18 protein-coding genes and 1 other RNA gene are annotated in these 17786 nt (G+C 60.7%); 7 read left to right on the top strand and 12 right to left on the bottom strand.

Annotated elements, in window-relative coordinates; translation table 11 throughout:
• Positions 1-71: 71 nt before the first annotated feature.
• Positions 72-1748: a phosphoethanolamine transferase gene (locus ACIGEK_RS01850; protein ID WP_397491687.1), complete on the bottom strand. Its 1677-nt coding sequence runs from the start codon at positions 1746-1748 to the stop codon at positions 72-74.
• A 409-nt stretch (positions 1749-2157) separates the two neighbouring features.
• Positions 2158-3135, bottom strand: coding sequence for an NADPH:quinone oxidoreductase family protein (locus tag ACIGEK_RS01845; protein WP_397491686.1), 978 nt, complete (start codon positions 3133-3135; stop codon positions 2158-2160).
• Positions 3136-3293: 158 nt separating this feature from the next.
• Between ACIGEK_RS01845 and ACIGEK_RS01840 the strand changes: the two genes are divergently transcribed.
• A complete protein-coding gene (locus ACIGEK_RS01840; RefSeq protein ID WP_394237231.1) occupies positions 3294-3710 on the top strand; it encodes a flagellar basal body-associated protein FliL in 417 nt (138 codons plus the stop codon).
• A gap of 28 nt (positions 3711-3738) precedes the next feature.
• Here the strand turns inward: ACIGEK_RS01840 and ACIGEK_RS01835 are convergent, their stop codons facing one another.
• The gene (locus ACIGEK_RS01835; RefSeq protein ID WP_397491685.1) at positions 3739-4188 is read right to left on the bottom strand and encodes an EVE domain-containing protein; all 450 of its coding nucleotides are present in this window, start codon (positions 4186-4188) and stop codon (positions 3739-3741) included.
• 171 nt (positions 4189-4359) lie between these two features.
• Between ACIGEK_RS01835 and ACIGEK_RS01830 the strand changes: the two genes are divergently transcribed.
• On the top strand, positions 4360-4494 hold the full coding sequence (locus ACIGEK_RS01830) for a hypothetical protein (RefSeq protein WP_256665141.1): 135 nt from the start codon (positions 4360-4362) through the stop codon (positions 4492-4494).
• A gap of 52 nt (positions 4495-4546) precedes the next feature.
• Here ACIGEK_RS01830 and ACIGEK_RS01825 read toward each other — a convergent pair whose 3' ends face one another.
• From ACIGEK_RS01825 to ACIGEK_RS01810, 4 genes are all read right to left on the bottom strand, one after another.
• Positions 4547-5143 carry a 5-formyltetrahydrofolate cyclo-ligase gene (locus ACIGEK_RS01825; protein WP_397491684.1) on the bottom strand — a complete coding sequence of 199 codons (597 nt, stop codon included), beginning with the start codon at positions 5141-5143 and terminating at the stop codon, positions 4547-4549.
• A gap of 49 nt (positions 5144-5192) precedes the next feature.
• Positions 5193-5371, bottom strand: a non-coding RNA gene (gene ssrS, locus ACIGEK_RS01820) — 6S RNA.
• A gap of 33 nt (positions 5372-5404) precedes the next feature.
• Complete coding sequence (locus ACIGEK_RS01815) at positions 5405-5719, bottom strand: cell division protein ZapA (RefSeq protein ID WP_090254691.1); 315 nt, start codon at positions 5717-5719, stop codon at positions 5405-5407.
• A complete protein-coding gene (locus tag ACIGEK_RS01810) occupies positions 5719-5925 on the bottom strand; it encodes a TIGR02449 family protein (protein ID WP_090254694.1) in 207 nt (68 codons plus the stop codon). Before ACIGEK_RS01810 ends, ACIGEK_RS01815 begins: the two co-directional genes overlap by 1 nt.
• A gap of 289 nt (positions 5926-6214) precedes the next feature.
• Here ACIGEK_RS01810 and ACIGEK_RS01805 point away from each other — a divergent pair, with 289 nt between their 5' ends.
• From ACIGEK_RS01805 to ACIGEK_RS01785, 5 genes are read left to right on the top strand one after another with little or no spacing between them, the layout of a single operon-like run.
• Positions 6215-6769: a YecA family protein gene (locus ACIGEK_RS01805; RefSeq protein ID WP_397491683.1), complete on the top strand. Its 555-nt coding sequence runs from the start codon at positions 6215-6217 to the stop codon at positions 6767-6769.
• A gap of 33 nt (positions 6770-6802) precedes the next feature.
• Positions 6803-8137 (top strand): Xaa-Pro aminopeptidase, encoded by a 1335-nt coding sequence (pepP, locus tag ACIGEK_RS01800; protein WP_397491682.1) that lies wholly within the window; start codon positions 6803-6805, stop codon positions 8135-8137.
• Between the two features lie 3 nt (positions 8138-8140).
• Positions 8141-9328: a 2-octaprenyl-6-methoxyphenyl hydroxylase gene (gene ubiH / locus ACIGEK_RS01795; protein WP_397491681.1), complete on the top strand. Its 1188-nt coding sequence runs from the start codon at positions 8141-8143 to the stop codon at positions 9326-9328.
• Between the two features lie 3 nt (positions 9329-9331).
• Positions 9332-9814 carry a DUF4442 domain-containing protein gene (locus ACIGEK_RS01790; protein WP_397491680.1) on the top strand — a complete coding sequence of 161 codons (483 nt, stop codon included), beginning with the start codon at positions 9332-9334 and terminating at the stop codon, positions 9812-9814.
• Positions 9815-9828: 14 nt separating this feature from the next.
• A complete protein-coding gene (locus ACIGEK_RS01785; protein WP_397491679.1) occupies positions 9829-11046 on the top strand; it encodes a 2-octaprenyl-3-methyl-6-methoxy-1,4-benzoquinol hydroxylase in 1218 nt (405 codons plus the stop codon).
• Positions 11047-11132: 86 nt separating this feature from the next.
• On the opposite strand, the gene dctM is transcribed toward ACIGEK_RS01785, so the two are convergent.
• From dctM to ACIGEK_RS01760, 5 genes are all read right to left on the bottom strand, one after another.
• Positions 11133-12416, bottom strand: a complete 1284-nt coding sequence (dctM, locus tag ACIGEK_RS01780) for a C4-dicarboxylate TRAP transporter large permease protein DctM (protein ID WP_397491678.1) — start codon at positions 12414-12416, stop codon at positions 11133-11135.
• Positions 12413-13045 carry a TRAP transporter small permease gene (locus ACIGEK_RS01775; RefSeq protein ID WP_397491677.1) on the bottom strand — a complete coding sequence of 211 codons (633 nt, stop codon included), beginning with the start codon at positions 13043-13045 and terminating at the stop codon, positions 12413-12415. Before ACIGEK_RS01775 ends, dctM begins: the two co-directional genes overlap by 4 nt.
• Positions 13046-13170: 125 nt before the next feature.
• On the bottom strand, positions 13171-14160 hold the full coding sequence (dctP, locus tag ACIGEK_RS01770) for a C4-dicarboxylate TRAP substrate-binding protein DctP (RefSeq protein WP_397491676.1): 990 nt from the start codon (positions 14158-14160) through the stop codon (positions 13171-13173).
• 293 nt (positions 14161-14453) lie between these two features.
• The gene (locus ACIGEK_RS01765) at positions 14454-15848 is read right to left on the bottom strand and encodes a sigma-54-dependent transcriptional regulator (protein WP_397491675.1); all 1395 of its coding nucleotides are present in this window, start codon (positions 15846-15848) and stop codon (positions 14454-14456) included.
• Positions 15845-17659, bottom strand: coding sequence for an ATP-binding protein (locus ACIGEK_RS01760; protein WP_397491674.1), 1815 nt, complete (start codon positions 17657-17659; stop codon positions 15845-15847). Before ACIGEK_RS01760 ends, ACIGEK_RS01765 begins: the two co-directional genes overlap by 4 nt.
• Positions 17660-17786: the final 127 nt, after the last annotated feature.

The raw sequence follows: 17786 nt of genomic DNA, 5'->3' as shown, positions 1-17786 counted from the left end.
GTAGCAAGCCTTGGTTGTTGCTGCAGGCCTGCAGGTAACAACCAAGGGCGCTAGCGGTGCAGATAAGCCTGTTATTGCCTAGCGGCTACGCTAGGTTGCCGACAACTGCTGAACATATCCAAGCCTGGCTGATAAACGCTACTTTGCACCGCAAACAAGCCAAGCAATGAATGGAAGATATTGTCGTGGCTGAGTTCCGGGTCATTCTGCTTGCCCAGCATGCAACCTTTGTCGATGCCCCAGTGGCTATAAGCGGCCGGTGAGAACCACATAACCATCGGCACATGGGTCTGCGCTTCCGGGGCGATTGAATAAGGCGCTGCATGCAGGTACAGGCCGCTTTCCCCCAAGGACTCACCATGGTCTGAGACATAGATCATCGCCGTGTCGCGTTGCTCGGTATTGCGTTTGAGCAACTCAATCACCTGGCTTAAAAAATGGTCGGTATAGAGGATGGTGTTGTCGTAGACGTTCACCAGCTCCTCGGTCGTACAGCTGCTTAGTTGGTTGGTATGGCACACCGGCTTGAAGCGCTCGAACGAATTCGGGTAGCGGTCAAAATACTCCGGCCCATGGCTGCCGTCGGCATGCAAAACGATCATCGCGTTGCCGTCCAGCGAATCAATATAGCTCTGCAAGTCTTCCAGCATCACCTCATCAAGGCAGCGTCGATCATTACAGAACGGGCTGTTTTTACGTTTGGCCACGTCGTCATTGGGGATGCGCAAGCACGTGCCTTTGCAGTCGCTGTTATTATCACGCCAAAACACTTTAACGCCGGCGCGTTGCAGCACATCCAAAACGCCTTCGTTGGTCTTGCCTTTTCTGTCGCTGAAATCTTTGCGCGGGAACACCGAGAACATGCACGGCACCGAGACCGCGGTAGAGGTGCCGCACGAATGCACGGCGGTAAAGTTGAGGATGTCCTGTTTTTTGAGCTCTGGATTGGTCTCGCGACTATAGCCATTGAGCGCAAAGTGATCGGCGCGGGCGGTTTCGCCGACGACAAAAATCACCAGTGATTTCTTCGGCCGTGTTGATAGCTGTGCGCCGGCTTTGCTGTCGAGACCTATTTGCTGCACCACCAGACTTTCTTTGCTGCCAAAGCGCTGCTTGGCGTACTTACTGACGGCGTAGATGTAGTTGGTGGGGTTGATGTAGTGGGTCAGCTTGTCTTCATCGCGGAAAATCGGCGCATAGGTGGAATAGAAGCTGCCGACCATTACCGCGACGGTGACCAGGCAGGCGGTGATCATCAGCAGCTTATTCAGCAGCCCGCGGAAAAACGGCGGATAGCGAACCGGCATGCACCAGATCAGGATTGCTGGTAACACCCCGAGCACTAGCAAGTAACCAAGCATCCGCACACTCAGTAGCGCGCCGGCCTCGTCAGGGTTGGTTTCGAAGATGTTCTGCACCATCACGGTATCAATCGAAACACCGTAGCTGCCCATAAAATAGGTAGCACTGGCTGAGCACAGCAATAACAGGGCTAGTAGCGGCTTGAGCAGGTATTTGAACGACACCAGGGTCAGCAGCAAGCTGATAAACGCCAGCAAAAACAGCGCAAAAGACCCATAAAACGCCGCTGTTTTTAAGCTGGTGAGCGGCACGAGCTGCTGCAGCGCCTGCCAGGTGGTGGCGTTATAAAGCGCCACCAATGCCAGCGCGACATACACCACTAAACGCGTTGGGCTGATTGCCTTGGCTGTTAACGCTGAAACCAACTGCCACTTGCCTACTGCCATGTAACTTCGCCCCGTGGAGTGTCACTGGATAATCTGTCGATTGAGATGGCGAGCAATGCTAGGCGGTGAGACGTCAAAAAAATGTGAATGTGCTGAACCACTCACCCAAGTGAGCTGAGATTGGTGCTCTGTCAGCCCAAAATATCTATCGCGCTAGGCAGTCAGGCGCAGGCCGTCACCTGCCGGCGAGCCTGCCTCAGTAGGGATATGTATGCGTATGTGGGGGAGGCAGGAGAGGGGGAGTTGCCTGGCGGCTTCAGTCAGCAACGGGAGCAGCAAAGTCTTAGAGAAAACTTGGTTAACCGTTACACGGTTGATGGGGTGCGCCCGTGATAAACGTGCTTTGCGATAGCCAAAGCACGTTTATCAGTAACCAGAGCGCAGCCTTTAGTTCTAACGATTCAGGCGCTTAACGTACTTGCACTACCACCTTGCCCACCGCCTTGCGCTGGCCGAGGGTGTTGATAGCCTCTGCAGCCTGTGCCAGTGGGAAGGTCTGCGACACCAGTGGCTTGAGCTTGCCTTCGGCGTGCCAGGCGAACAGCTGTTGGAAGTTGGCCGCGTTGTCCTGCGGCTGGCGCTGGGCAAACGAGCCCCAGAATACCCCGACTACGGCTGCGCCCTTGAGCAGGGGCAGGTTTACCGGCAGTTCGGGGATGCGCCCGCTGGCGAAGCCCACCACCAGCAGGCGGCCGTTCCAGGCGATGCTGCGGATGGCGGCATCGAACAGGTCACCACCCACCGGGTCATAAATCACGTCTGCGCCCTGGCCACCGGTCAGGCGTTTGACTTCATCCTTGAGGTTGCTTTCGCTGTAGTTGATCAGCTCATCGGCGCCCGCAGCCTTGGCCACTTCGAGTTTTTCCGCGCTGCTCGCTGCGGCGATTACCTTGGCGCCCATGGCCTTGCCGATTTCCACTGCCGCCAGGCCGACGCCGCCGGATGCGCCGAGCACCAGCAGGGTTTCCCCCGGTTGCAGGTTGCCGCGCTGTTTGAGGGCATGCATTGAGGTGCCGTAGGTCATGCCGAAGGCAGCTGCGCTGGCAAAGTCCATGCTCGCTGGGATCGGCATAACGTTGTAGCCGGGTACCGCCACTTCTTCGGCAAAGCTGCCCCAGCCGGTCAGGGCCATGACCCTGTCGCCGACCTTCAGGTGGCTGACTTTCTCACCGACAGCGGTAACTACGCCGGACGCTTCGCCACCCGGAGAGAAAGGGAAGGGTGGTTTGAACTGGTATTTGCCTTCGATGATCAGCGTATCGGGGAAGTTGACCCCGGCCGCATGAACTTGGAGCAGTACTTCGTTCTTCTTCGCTTCGGGGCTGGCGATTTCTTCCAGTACCAGGGTTTCGGCGGGGCCGAAGGCTTTGCACAGCACGGCTTTCATCGGGCTTTTCCTCTGCGGTTTATGGCCATGCAGTGTAGGTGCGGCAGGTGCCCGGTCAACGAGCATGCCTGTGCCTGATAGCTATGCATAAGCTTGGGGCTTGGGCCGCCGCCTGACTGTGGCTATGCTAGGGGCTGAACTCTTGAGGAATACCGCCTGTGAAAGCCTGGATCGCATTGTTGTTGGCTCTGTCCCTGCCCTTGGCGGCGCACGCCTCGGAAGATAAAGAGGCTAAGGAGGGGGAGGGGGCCGCTCCGGTGGTGGCTTATGTCTCTCTGTTTCCTGCGCTGGTGGGGAATTTTGGTGAGGGCCCGAAGCTCAAGTTCTTCAAGGCCGATATTTCCCTACGGGTAACCGGCGCGGATGTCGAGGCCAAGGTCAAACACCATGATCCGCTGATCCGTAATCAGCTGGTCATGCTGTTCTCCCAGCAGACTGACGAGGCCATGTCGGCCCCAGGCGCTCGCGAAACCTTGCGGGCCGAGGCGCTCAAGCAGGTGCAGGAAGTGCTCACCCAGGAAGAAGGCAAGCCGCTGGTGGAAGACCTGCTATTCAATAACCTGATTATTCAATAAGCCGGCATGGTGCAGGCACTGCGCCATTTCAGCGCAGCGCCAGTACGGCTGCCCATTCCTCGGCGCTAACCGGCATCACCGAGAGGCGGCTGCCCTTCTGCACCAACGGCAATTCCAGCAGCGCACTCTGCGCTTTCAGCTGTGCCAGCGGGATAACCCGCTTGAAGGCCTCGACAAAAGCCACATCAACCGCGCTCCAAGGGTTCTTGGCCGTACTGGCCTTGGCATCGAAGTAATGGCTATCGGGCTCTAACGCCGTCGGGTCGGGGTAGTGCGCCGAGGCGATACGGGCGATTCCGGCAATGCCCGGCTCCGGGCAGCTGGAGTGATAGAAGAAGAACAGATCGTCTGGCTGCATGCTGCGCAGGAAGTTGCGCGCCTGGTAATTACGCACGCCATCCCAGCGCGCCTGCTCCAGCCTTTGCAGGTCGTGGATCGAGAGTTCGTCGGGTTCTGACTTCATTAGCCAATAAGGCATGAACTTTGCTCCTGTGATTCAGTCCGTTAGCGGGCAGGTGCTGTTTGCCTGGTGGTGCCGGTCGTGTTGCAGTTTTGCACCCGGCGCGTGTGGATGGCAGCCGCTGTTGGACCTATAAAAATAATCGCCGCGAATACAGCGTGCGCTATGCCTTTAAGGGGGAGGCATTCGATGAAACGGAAACCTGATGTGTTGTTGATTTTGGTAATACTGTTCAGCCTGGGTGTAGTTACTACCGGTTATACCCAGAGTTTGTGGGATCGCCAGGCTGATACACCGGTCACCCAGTCGCAAGCGGCGGGTTGAACTTGGTACGACGTACCGCAGGGAGTGCGGTACAGCCTGTAAAACGCTTGATTCAATACCACGCCTTATCCGTCACTGTGCCTTGCAGTGGCACATCCCAGCTGGCCATGGTCAGCCGATCGACCTGCTGACACTCATGCGCCAAGCCCAGTAACGTCGGTTTGTGCCAATTTTTGCGCAATGCGCGATACGCCAGGCTGCGATCATAGAATCCACCGCCCATGCCTAGGCGCGCCCCGTGGCGGTCAAAACCGACCAGTGGTAGCAGCACCAGGTCCAGTGCCCAGATCTTCCGCTGCTGTTTGCAATTGCGCCGTGGCTCATAAATACCGAAGCGATTTTTCAGCAAAGGCTCGCCAGCGCGAATGCGTTGAAACACCATTTTGGTGCGCGGCCAGGGGCTGAGCACCGGCAAATAGGTCGCTTTGCCTCGCATCTGTGCCGCGCGCAGTAAAGGTCTTGGGTCAATCTCGCCGTCATTGGGCAGGTACAGGGCAATGTGCCGCGCACGGCGAAACAGCGGGTGCTGCGCTAGCTGTTTATACAGACCCTGGGCGGCTTGGCGTTGGGCGTGGCGGCTGAGTGCGCGGCGCTGTACGCGTAGATGGCGACGCAATTGCGCGCGGCTTAGTACTGAGGTATCGAGCATGGGCTGTTGCGAAAGCGATTACCACGGATGGGCAATCGGCTGGAAAAAGTGACTCCCCGACGTGCCGCTGTCGGCTTAGCCCTTGAACCCGAAAGTTCAAGGTGGAGGTTGCAGGAGGCGTTAAGGCTTTCCGTCAAGCGGACATGCACACCGGCTTCAACGTGCAACCTCCGGGGTTGTGCGAATCGGCTCAGGGACATCACCAACTGGCGCACACTCCAGGGAGCGGTGGCCAGTATACCCGAAAGCGTCGGCACGCAATCAGCTGCCTTGCTCATCGGCATCGCGAGCCAGAGCGCTGTCGACCCGATTGAGCAGGCTACGCACCTGATCGCGGTTGGCGCCGGCCTGTTGATCAAGGTGTTGCTGTTTGTGTAGTAGGTCATGGGTGATGTTCAGGGCCGCCATAACCGCAACGCGGTCGGCACCGATCACTTTGCCGCTTGAACGGATCTCCCGCATCTTGCCATCCAGGTAGCGCGCGGCGCTTTCCAGATTGCTGCGTTCATCGCTCGGGCAGGCGATGCAATATTCTTTGTCCAGAATCTGGACGGTCAAGGTATTCGACTGGGTCATTAATCCTGCTCCAGGGCTTTGAGGCGCGAAATCATGGATTCGACCTTATGCCGGGCCATTTCGTTCTTTTCAATTAGATGGGCACGTTCTTCGCGCCAGGCCTTTTCGCTCGTCAGAAGCTGTCGGTTTTGCGCCTTGAGCTGTTCGACACGCTGGATCAGCAAGTCCAGCTTGGTCGTAAGAGCCTGCAGGTCGACGTCTTCCATGGTTCTCTACTCGTGGCTAGGTGAGTGGGCTGGCAGGTGAAAAATAGCGTCTTTGCGGCGTCTTCGACAGTGCCGGGCGGTGCGCGGCGCTGTTGTTTGGCGTGTTGGTAGTGTGGGACAGATCGGCACGCCAGAGGTTGATGTATTTCACCCGTGGGTCACGGCGCGGCAATTTTCCCGGTGGCTTGGCGCTGACCGGCGCGCCGCCTGCATAGTCTTGGCACGCCTGCCGGTGCTAGGATACAAGGCCTCCATTCTAGTGATCGCGCAGCTTTGCGCCTAGTTATCTATGCCAACTTCAAATTCTCCGTACTCCGCGTTTGCCGCTCTGCTTGCCAGCAGCGGCCACACCATTTCCCCTGCCGAATTGCATGGCCTGCTGCTCGGTCGCAGCTGTGCTGGTGCGGGCTTTGAAATCGACGCCTGGCTGGTGGATGCCGCCGAGCTGCTCGGTGCTGCGCCGGAAGACACCGTGCGCCAAGCGCTGATCGGCCTGCAGGAAATGGTCAAGGGTGAACTGACCAGCAACGACGTCACCGTGGTGCTGCTGTTACCCAGCGACGATGCGCCGCTTAGCGAGCGTGCGGTGGCTCTGGGACAATGGTGCCAGGGCTTCCTCGGCGGCTTCGGTCTGACTGCCCGTGACAGCGCCCTGAGCGCGGAAGCCATGGAGGTGCTGCAAGACCTCTCGGCGATTGCCCAGGTGCAGAACGCCCTGGACGAATCCGATGATGGCGAAAACGATTACATGGAAGTGATGGAGTATCTGCGCGTTGCGCCGCTGCTGCTGTTCAGCGAGTGCGCCAAGCCTGTGGTTGCCGCGGCGAAGCCGTCGCTGCATTGATTTTCATGCAATAGAAGTGGACTCAATCTGCCCATGATCAGCATCCCCAAGTCGGAATACGCCCGTCGGCGCAAGGCGCTGATGGCGCAGATGGAACCCAACAGCATCGCGATTCTGCCGGCTGCGCCGGTGTATATCCGCAACCGCGATGTTGAACATATCTACCGTCAGGACAGCGACTTCCAGTACCTCTCCGGCTTTCCCGAGCCGGAGGCGGTGATTGCGTTGATTCCAGGGCGTGAGCATGGCGAGTACGTATTGTTCTGCCGCGAGCGCGATCCGTTGCGCGAACTGTGGGACGGCCTGCGTGCAGGCCAGGATGGCGCGATCAGCCAGTACGGCGCGGATGACGCGTTCCCGATTGGTGATATCGACGACATCCTGCCGGGGCTGATCGAGGGCCGTGATCGGGTCTACTCATCCATGGGCACCAATCATGAGTTCGACCGTCAGCTGATGGAGTGGATCAATGTGATCCGTTCCAAGGCGCGCCAGGGTGCTACGCCGCCCAACGAATTCATCACCCTCGAACACCTGCTGCATGACCTGCGTTTGTACAAGTCAGCGGCTGAAGTCAAAGTCATGAAGGAGGCCGCAGACATCTCCTGCCGCGCCCATGTACGTGCCATGCAGGCCAGCCGCGCCGGGCTGTTCGAGTACCACCTGGAAGCCGAACTGGATTACGAGTTCCGCAAAGGCGGAGCGAAGATGCCGGCCTATGGCTCCATCGTCGCAGCCGGCAAGAACGCCTGCATCCTGCATTACCGCGAGAACGACGCGGTGCTGAAAGACGGTGACCTGGTACTGATTGATGCCGGTTGCGAGATCGACTGCTATGCCAGTGATATCACCCGTACCTTCCCGGTCAGCGGCACGTTCTCGCCTGAGCAGAAAGCCATCTACGAGCTGGTGCTGGCTTCCCAGGAAGCGGCGTTCAAGGAAATCGGCCCCGGTAAGCATTGGAATCAGGCCCATGAAGCCACGGTGCAGGTGATCACCGCCGGGCTGGTGGACCTCGGTCTGCTGCAGGGCGAGGTTGCCGAGCTGATCGCCACTGAGGCTTACAAACCTTTCTATATGCACCGCGCTGGCCACTGGCTGGGCATGGATGTGCACGACGTCGGTGAGTACAAGGTCGGCGGTGAATGGCGCGAGCTGGAAGTCGGCATGGCCATGACCGTGGAACCGGGCATCTATATCGCCGTGGACAATCAGGACGTGGCGAAGAAGTGGCGCGGCATCGGCGTGCGCATCGAGGACGACGTGGTGGTGACCAAGACTGGCTGCGAGATTCTTACCAACGGTGTACCAAAAACCGTTGCCGAGATCGAAGCGCTGATGGCCGCCGCACGCAGCGTGGCGGCCTAGAGCATGCCGCGGGTGGATATCGCGATTATCGGCGGTGGTCTGGTTGGCGCCAGCCTGGCTGTTGCCCTACAAGCCGAAGCCAAGCTGCGTGGCTGGAGTATTTGTCTGATCGAGCCGTTCACCCCTGGCAACGGTTATCAGCCCAGCTATGACGCACGTTCCACTGCGCTGTCATTCGGCTCGCAGCAGATCTATCAGCGCCTCGGCCTGTGGCAGCACATCAGTCAGCGTGCCGAACCGATCAAGCAGATCCATGTCTCCGACCGTGGCCGCTTCGCCGCCGCGCGCTTGAGCGCAGAGGAAGAAGGCGTTCCAGCACTGGGCTATGTGGTGGAAAACGCTTGGCTTGGCGAATGCCTGTGGCGGGCGCTGGATCAGCAGGTGGTGAGCTGGCGCAGCCCGGCGCAGGTTACCCGCATGCAGGCCTTGGCCGATGGCTACCGTCTGACCCTGGACGATGGCTGCGAGCTTGAGTGCAGCCTGGCGATTCTCGCCGAGGGCGGTCGCTCCGGTTTGCGTGAGCAGCTGGGCATTGCCGTTAGCACTACGCCATACGGGCAGAGCGCACTGATCGCCAACGTCAGCTCTACGGATGCGCACAACGGTCTGGCCTTTGAGCGCTTTACCGAAGAAGGGCCGATGGCCATGCTGCCGCTGGCGGATAACCGCTGCGCACTGGTCTGGACCCGTGCCACGCTAGAAGCTGAACGCCTGTTTGCGCTGAGCGATGCGGCGTTTCTCGCCGAGTTGCAGCAGGCCTTCGGCTATCGCCTGGGTAGCTTGCATCAGGTTGGTACGCGGCACCTCTACCCGTTAGCCCTGACCGCTGCCAAGGAGCAGGTGCGCCAGCATCTGGTGGTGCTCGGCAACGCTGCACACAGCCTGCACCCGATTGCAGGGCAGGGCTACAACCTGTCACTGCGCGACACCCTGGTGCTGGCTGAAACCCTGCTGGCGAGCAACGCGCCCTTGGGCGATCTGGCCACCCTGCAGCGTTACTTGAGCAGCCAGCAGGCAGATCAGCAACTGACAGTCGGTTTCTCTGATCAGGTCACCCGCCTGTTCAGCACCGGCCAGCCGTTGCTGGCGGCCGGGCGCAATCTCGGTCTCTTGGGCCTTGATCTGCTACCGCCGGCGAAACGCTGGTTTGCCCGCCAGGCCATGGGCCTAGGCACTCGTTCGGAGCCTTGAGCCATGCCGGCAAACAAACTGGCGCGCAAGGCGCGGCTGCTGCGCTGGGCGATGAACCTGTATCCGCCGTATTTGGGCGCCGGCGTGCGGGTGCGGCAGATCAGCGCGGACTTCCGCCAGGTGCAGGTCAAGATGGGCCTCGGCTGGTATAACCGCAACTATGTCGGTACCCAGTTCGGCGGCAGTCTGTACTCGATGACCGACCCGTTCTTCATGCTGATGATCATGGAAAACCTCGGGCGTGATTTCATTGTCTGGGACAAGGCCGCGCGCATCGACTTTATCGCGCCTGGCAAAGGCCCGGTGTACGCAGACTTCAGCATCGATGAGCAGTTGCTCAACGACATCCGCCAACACACCGCAGATGGTGATAAATACCTGCCCGAGCTGCATGTAGAAGTGCGCGATGGCAGCGGCACCTTGGTAGCGCGGGTGCATAAAACCCTCTACGTGCGGCTTAAGCCGCGCGCTCGGCAGGCAGCCTGAACAAGGAATATGTGATGCAAGCGGATCTGATCATCGTTGGCGCAGGCATGGTGGGTAGTGCCCTGGCACTTGCCCTGCAGGATCAGGGGTTGGAGATTTTGCTGGTCGATGGCGGCCCGCTGAGCGTCAAACCCTTTGATCCGCAGGCTGCCTTCGAACCACGGGTTAGCGCGCTGTCGGCGGCCAGCCAGCGTATTCTCGAGCGCCTCGGTGTGTGGGACGGCATCGCCGCACGGCGCGCCTGCCCGTATGGCGAGATGCAGGTGTGGGACGGTTCCGGTACCGGGCAGATTCATTTCAGCGCGGCCAGCGTGCATGCCGAATCGCTCGGCCATATCGTCGAGAACCGCGTGATGCAGGATGCTCTGCTTGAACGCTTGCACGACAGTTCGATTGGTTTGCTGCCGGGTGCGCGCTTGGAGCAGCTACGCCGCTCCGGTGATGGCTGGTTGCTCAGTCTGAACGATGGCCGCGAGTTGCGTGCGCCGCTGCTGATTGCCGCCGACGGCGCCAACTCGTCGGTGCGGCGCCTGGCCGGTTGCGCCACCCGTGAGTGGGATTATCTGCACCACGCCATCGTCACCAGTGTGCGTTGCGCCAAGCCACACCAGGCCACCGCCTGGCAGCGCTTTACCGATGACGGCCCGTTGGCCTTTCTGCCGCTGGCCGGTCCCGAAGGTGAGCATTGGTGCTCGATTGTCTGGTCGGTTACCCCAACTGAAGCCGAGCGATTGATGGCGTTGGATGATGCGGGTTTCCGGAGGGCGCTGGGCTTTGCCTTCGAGCATCGCCTGGGCGACATCCTCCAGGCCGATCCGCGCCTGTGCATTCCGCTGCGCCAACGTCACGCCAAGCGTTATGTCGAAGACGGCCTGGCGCTGATTGGCGATGCCGCCCACAGCATCCACCCGCTGGCCGGGCAGGGCGTCAACCTGGGCTTTCTCGATGTCGCGGTGCTGGCCGAGGTGCTGTTGCATGCCGCGCAGCGTGGCGAGCGCCTGGGTGATGTGAAGGTACTCAGTCGTTACGAGCGTCGCCGTATGCCGCATAACCTGGCGATGATGGCCGCGATGGAAGGTTTCGAGCGGCTGTTTCAGGCCGATCCGCTGCCGGTGCGCTGGTTACGTAATTCTGGCCTTAACTGGGTCGATGAGCTGCCGGAAGCCAAGGCGCTGTTCGTGCGTCAGGCGCTGGGCTTGTCGGGTGACTTGCCCGATCTGGCGCGGGTCTAGTTTCAACGCTCATTTATTTAATGCAAAAAAAGCCCGGCACTAAGGCCGGGCTAAAAGTGTGTAGGGAAGTACACACGGAGTTGCTGTCAGGTCATGCCCAGCCAAGTGGGTAGCGCCATGGATACGGCAGGCACGTACGTGATGATCATCAGGAAGCTGAGCAGCAGCATCAGCCACGGCCAGGCGGCCTTGATCACGGCAGTCAGTGGCATGCCAGTCACCGCTGAGGTGACGAAAAGGTTGAGCCCCACTGGTGGTGTGATCAGTCCGATTTCCATGTTCACCACCATGATGATGCCCAAGTGGATCGGGTCGATGCCCAGTTGTACGGCAATCGGGAACAGGATCGGCGCCAGGATCAGGATGATCGCTGACGGCTCCATAAAGGCCCCCGCCACCAGCAGCACGATGTTCACCACCAGCAGGAACTGCCATGGCTGCAGGCCCATCTCGATCACCCACGCGGTGATGGTCTGGGGGATTTGCTCGGTGGTCAGCACGTGGGCGAAGAGCATGGCGTTGGCGATGATGAACATCAGCATGATGGTCAGCTTGCCGGAGTCCAGTAGCACCTTGGGGCACTCGCGGATGGTCATGTCCTTGTACACGAACAACGCCACGAAGCCGGCATAGACCGCGGCTACGGCAGCTGCTTCAGTAGGGGTGAACATGCCGGAGTAGATGCCACCGAGGATGATCACCATCAGCAGCAGGCCCCAGATCGCCTTGCGTGCAGTGGTCAGCAGTTGCCGCAGGCTGGCACGTGGCATGGCCGGCAGGTTCATCTTCCGCGCGACGATATAGATCGCCACCATCAGCGCCACGCCCAGCAGCAGGCCCGGCACTACGCCGGCCATAAACAACTTGCCTACCGACTGCTCGGTCGCAGCGGCATACACCACCATGACGATCGACGGTGGAATCAGGATGCCCAGGGTGCCGGCGTTACAGACGATACCGGCGCCGAACGCCTGCGGGTAACCCGAGCGCACCATGCCGGCGATGGCAATCGAGCCCACTGCAGCTACGGTGGCTGGCGAGGAGCCGGACAGTGCGGCGAACAGCATGCAGGCCATCACCGCCGAGATTGCCAGGCCGCCACGGATATGGCCGACGCAGGCGTTGGCGAAATCGATCAGGCGCTGGGCCACGCCGCCGGTGGTCATAAAGGCACCGGATAGCAGGAAGAACGGAATCGCCAGCAGGGTGTAGTGCTCAGACGTTTCAAACAGTTTGATCGCCAGTGAGCGCACCGAGTCCGGGCTGAACAGCATGATGGTGATCGAGCCGGCCAGGCCCAGGGAGGCGGCAATCGGCACGCCGATAAACATCAGCAAAAACAGCAGGAGGAAGAGGAACAGGATGGTCATTGTTTGTGCTCCCCGTGCTCATTGATCTTCAGCGCCTCGGCGGCTTCATCAGCCAGGCCCAGGCCGGTCTGCTGATTGCGCAGGATGCGCACGAAGATTTCAAAGAAACGGATAAAAACCATGGCGTAGCCGAACGGTACGATCGCCGTGATATGCCATTGCATGATGCCGTAGTGACCGAGGTCTTCAGCACCGATGCCGGCGGTGAACAGGGTTTTCACCCAGTCGAAGCTGGCCACGGTAATCAGCCCGGCATAGCCCAGGCAGGCCAGGCAGGCGATAAGGCCGATGACCCGCTGCACCGGCTTGCTCGCCAGTTTTACCAGCGCATCAACACCGATATGGCCGGCGGTGCGCACACCGTAGGCCAGGCCGAAGAAAATCAACCAGGCGAATAACGCCTTGGTCAGGGCAATGCTCCAGGTCATTGACTGGGCCAAGCCGAGAATGCTGTCGCCAATGGCGAAGAACAACTCACTGCTGCCTTCCCAGCGATCCGCCAGGCTGTAGAACAGTGTGTAAAGGTTATTGAGGATCACGTAGACGAAGGTCACCAGCGTCATGGCGGCCAGCAGAAAGGCAATAAAACCTTCCTCGAAGTGGTCCCAGACGCGCCGCAAGGCGTTCATCGATAGAGTCTCCAGTGTTGTGGGGCGGTATACCCAGGCCGCCATAAAGCCTGCCCGGGCATTCAGCCAGTGGCGCAGCCGACAGGCTGCGCTGTGGTTGGGTTCAGGCCGCAGCCTGCTCCGCCTTACTGGTTGGCTGCGTCTGCAGCCTTGATCAGATCAGCACCGATTTCGGCTTCGAACTTGCCCCAAACCGGCTTCATGGCATCGCGCCACTCAGCACGCTGCTCAGGCGTCAGGGTAATGATTTCGGTGGTTTTCGCGTCGAGGATGCGTTGCTTGTCGCCATCGTTGAGGGCGCCTGCTTGCTTGTTCACTTCGGCGGTCACCTCCACGATGATCTTGTCCAGCTCGCTGCGTACATCGGCAGGCAGGCTGTTCCAGAACTTGGTGTTGGTGATCAGCATGTAGTCCAGAACACCGTGGTTGGATTCGGTGATGAACTTCTGCACTTCATGCATCTTCTGGCTGTAGATGTTCGAGTAAGGGTTCTCGGCACCGTTAACCACGCCAGTCTGCAGGCCTTGGTAAACCTCGGCGAAGCTCATTTTGCGCGGGTTGGCCTTAACAGCCTTGAACTGCTCTTCCAGTACGGCAGAGGCCTGTACGCGGAATTTCAGGCCGCGGGCATCTTTCGGCTCACGCAGCGCCTTGTTGGCGGACAGCTGCTTGAGGCCGTTGTGCCAGTAGGCCAGGCCGGTGATGTTTTTATCTTCCATGGATTTCAGCAGCGCCTGACCTTCCGGGCTCAGCTGGAAGCGGTCGACGGCGGCCATGTCCTTGAACAGGAATGGCAGGTCGAATACCTGGATTTGCTTGGTGTACTGCTCGAACTTGGCCAGCGATGGGGCGATCAGCTGCACGTCACCGAGCAACAGCGCTTCCATTTCCTTGCCGTCGCCGAACAGTGAAGAGTTCGGGTAAACCTCGACCTTGACCTTGTCGCCCAGACGCTCTTCAGCGAGCTTCTTGAACAACGCGGCACCTTGGCCTTTAGGGGTGTGGTCGGCGACCACGTGGGAGAACTTGATCACGATCGGGTCGGCCGCTTGGGCCATGCCGGCGATGCTCAGCGACAGGGCGCACGCGAGCGCCTTGGCAGTCAGTTTGAACATGGAGTCTTTCCTCTTGTTTTTGTATAGCGTGATGCGCCGCAGCGCTACAAGTCGGGCGAACAGGCTCAAGTCTAGGCGGCCTGTCAGAAAATGACGGGCGTCGGGCAGATTGCCTAGCGCTTTGCGTTGTTGAGTCGCCTGCAAGAGGTTAGAGCAACCGCCATGCCAGGCGCTGAGATGGCCGCTGCGAGCATTGTGAAACGCAGCAGCGACAAGGCCTGGCGGGTTGTTGCAGAAGATTTCACGGGCTGCTGCACAGGCCGGCTGTGCAGCTTTTGGCGGAAATCCGCCGGCTAGTCGAGGCTGTCTGGCGAGCTTCCGCCAGCATCGGCGAAGCTCAGACCGTGTTTACGTAGCTTGTCGTGCAGGGTTTTGCGCGGCACGCCGAGGGCTTCGGCCAGGCTGCGCAGTGAGCTGTGCGAACGGCTCAGCTCGGCGCTGATCAGGCTGCGCTCGAAGGCTTCCACCTGGGCGTTCAGGCCGCCACTGCTACCGTCTTCATCAGGGGGCGCTGCAGCAGCCTGGGTTTGCAGGTCGAGGTCTAGTTCCAGCCCCAGGGCGAAGCGTTCGGCGGCATTTTGTAATTCACGCACGTTACCCGGCCAGGGATGGCGCAATAGCGCTGCGCGCTGGCCCGGTTGCAGGCTGCGCTCGGCCAGGCCATGACGGCTGCTGGCGGCTTCGGCAAAGTGCTGGAACAGCAGCAGGGCATCTTCACCGCGCTCGCGCAGGGCCGGGATGCGCAGCGGTGCGACGTTAAGGCGGTAATACAGGTCAGCGCGGAAACGCCCCTGATCGGCGGCCTGGCGCAGGTCTTCCTTGGTCGCGGCGATCACCCGAATGTCCAGGGGGATCAGCTGATTGCCGCCGAGACGTTCGACTACCCGCTCTTGCAGCAGGCGTAACAGTTTGACCTGGACTTCCAGGCTCATGCTTTCGATCTCATCGAGAAACAGGGTGCCGCCATTGGCGAATTCGAACTTGCCGATACGACGCTTCTGCGCGCCGGTAAAGGCGCCTTGCTCATGGCCGAACAGCTCGCTTTCCACCACCGATTCGGCCAGGGCGCCGGCGTTGATCGCCACAAACGGCCCGGCCCGACGGCTCGACAAGTCGTGCAGCGCGCGCGCTACCACTTCCTTACCGGCGCCAGTCTCACCGAGGATTAGCACGTCGCTGTTGATCCCGGCCAGTGCGCCGATCTGCTCGCGCAAGCGCAGCATCGCCGGCGACTGGCCGACCAAGCGTGCGGACAGGGTATGGCGATCAGCCAGGGCCATGCGCAAGCTGCGGTTATCCAGCACCAGGCGGCGCAGGGCCAGAGCGCGGCGCACGCTGTCGAGCAGGTCGTCGCTGGCGAAGGGTTTCTCGAGAAAGTCATAGGCGCCAGCGCGCATCGCCTGCACGGCCAGCGGCACATCGCCGTGGCCGGTGATCAGCAGCACCGGCAGTTCCGGGTCCTGCTCGCGCAGCTGTTGCAGCAGTTGCAGGCCGTCGATGCCGGGCATGCGGATATCGCTGACCACCACGCCCGGCCAGTCGCGCTCAATGCGTGCGGCCACGCCATGGGCGTCTGCCAGGCTGCTGACCTTGAGTCCAGCCAGGTCGAGGGTCTGGCTCAGAGCCTGACGCAGGTGGGGATCGTCGTCGATCAGCAGCACCTGGGTGCGGGAGTCGATCATGCTCATACAACAAAATCCTCTGGCGACTGGGTTTTGATGCCTTGGTCTGCAGCGTGCAGGCGCAGGGTCAGCTGAGCCCCGCCGTTTGGGTGGTTGGCGAACAGCAGTTCGCCGCCCAATGCGCGCATCAGGGTATCGCAAATGGCTAGGCCGAGGCCGAGGCCCTGGGCACTGGTCTTGGTGGTGAAGAACGGCTCGCGGGCGCGCTGCAGAGCCTCCTGGCTAAAGCCGGGGCCGTTATCACGCAGGTGTAGATCGACGCCCTCGGTGGTGAGTTCGGCACTTAACCAAAGACGGCGTGGCTGCGGCACTTCGCTCAAGGCATCGAGGGCGTTGGCCAGCAGGTTGCCGAGCACCTGCCGCAGGCGGGTTTCCCCGGCCTGCACCCACAGGGTGGCGTTTGGCAGGTCGCGAATCAATTCGACTTGCATGGCCTGGCGTCGTTTGGCCAGCAGGGCCAGGGCGTCGTCAATGGCTGGCTGCAGGGCCACACTTTCCGGGGCGTGGCGATCACGGCGAGCGAAGGCGCGCAGGTGGGCGATGATCGAGGCCATGCGTTCGGTGAGCTGGCTGATCAGCTTGAGGTTGGCGCGGGCATCGTCGCCGCGCTGGTGGTCGAGCAGCACGCAGGCGTTGTCGGCGTAGCTGCGGATGGCCGCCAGTGGTTGGTTGAGCTCATGGCTGATGCTCGCACTCATGGTGCCCAGGGCCGAAAGTTTGCTGGCCTGCACCAGTTCATCCTGAGCTTGCACCAGCTCCTGTTGCGCCTGCTCGCGTTCCAGCACTTCCTCTTTCAGCCGGCTATTGAGGCGCTCCAGATCGAGGGTGCGCTCCAGTACGCGTTGTTCCAGCTGCTGACGGGCCTGGCTGTCGAGGGCGATGCGTTCCAGGTAGTGGCGACGGCGCTGCATAAGCAGCCCGAGCAGCAGCATTAGCAGCAGCAACAAACCGCCGCCGGCCACCAGGGCGGTGCGCACCGGACGGTCAAGCAGGCTGCGTGGTGCGAGGATGCTGACGGTCCAGCCGGTTTCCTTGAGTTCGCGGTCCTGGCGAATCCAGTTCGGCGCATCCAGTTTGATTGGTGGCGGTGCCTGGGTCGGATAGGGCAGGTTGGCGGCAATTGCGGCGCGCTCGGCGGCGTCCAGCGGACGGCTGGCGGTAAAGCGCCACTGGCTGTTGGAGGTAAGGATCACCACGCCATTGGCATCGGTCACTAGCAGCTGTTCCGGGGTGTTGCCCCAGAGGGTCTCGGTGTGATCGAGATCGACCTTGACCACCAGCGCGCCGAGGTTGCGCTCGCCATCACGCACGGCAGCAGCAAAGTAGTAACCGCGCTTGCCGGAAGTAGTGCCGAGGCCGAAGAAGCGCCCTGGGCGGCCGGCGATGGCCTCACGGAAATACGGACGGAAGGCGAAATTGCGGTCGACGAAGGAGTCGGCCTGCTCCCAGTTGGAGGCGGCCAGGGTCTTGCCGTTGGGGTCCATCAGGTAGATCACGTCGGCCCCGGTCTGCCCGCGCACCTGATCCAGCAGGCGGTTGGCGTTCTCCAGCAGGGCGCGCTCGGTTGGCTGCTGCAGAGCCAGGCGCAAGGCTGGCAGGTCGCCAAGAATGGGCGGCAGCACTTCATAACGGCGCAGGGTGCCAAGTAGGTTGGCCACGTAGAGGTCGAGGGTCTGACGGTTCTGTTCGACTAGTACACCGCTGTAGTAACGCTCGGCCAGCTGCTGCAGTGGCCAAAGCAGAGGCGTCAGCAGCAGGGCGAGGACGGCCAGGCTACGCCAGCGCGGACGATGCGGATGAGGATGGGCGGTGGGCATGCACTTACTCGGGCAGGGTGATCAGTTCAGAGTGGCGGTTATGCAATAAGTGGGCAAGCTCGTCGATATGGGTCAATACTCAAAATGTTCGGCATCGCCCTGGAGTAATGGTGCCGCCCGCTTGCGC

This window comes from Pseudomonas sp. NPDC079086 (genome assembly GCF_044542155.1).
GTDB lineage: Bacteria > Pseudomonadota > Gammaproteobacteria > Pseudomonadales > Pseudomonadaceae > Aquipseudomonas.
This window is presented reverse-complemented; position numbering and strand designations above follow the sequence as displayed.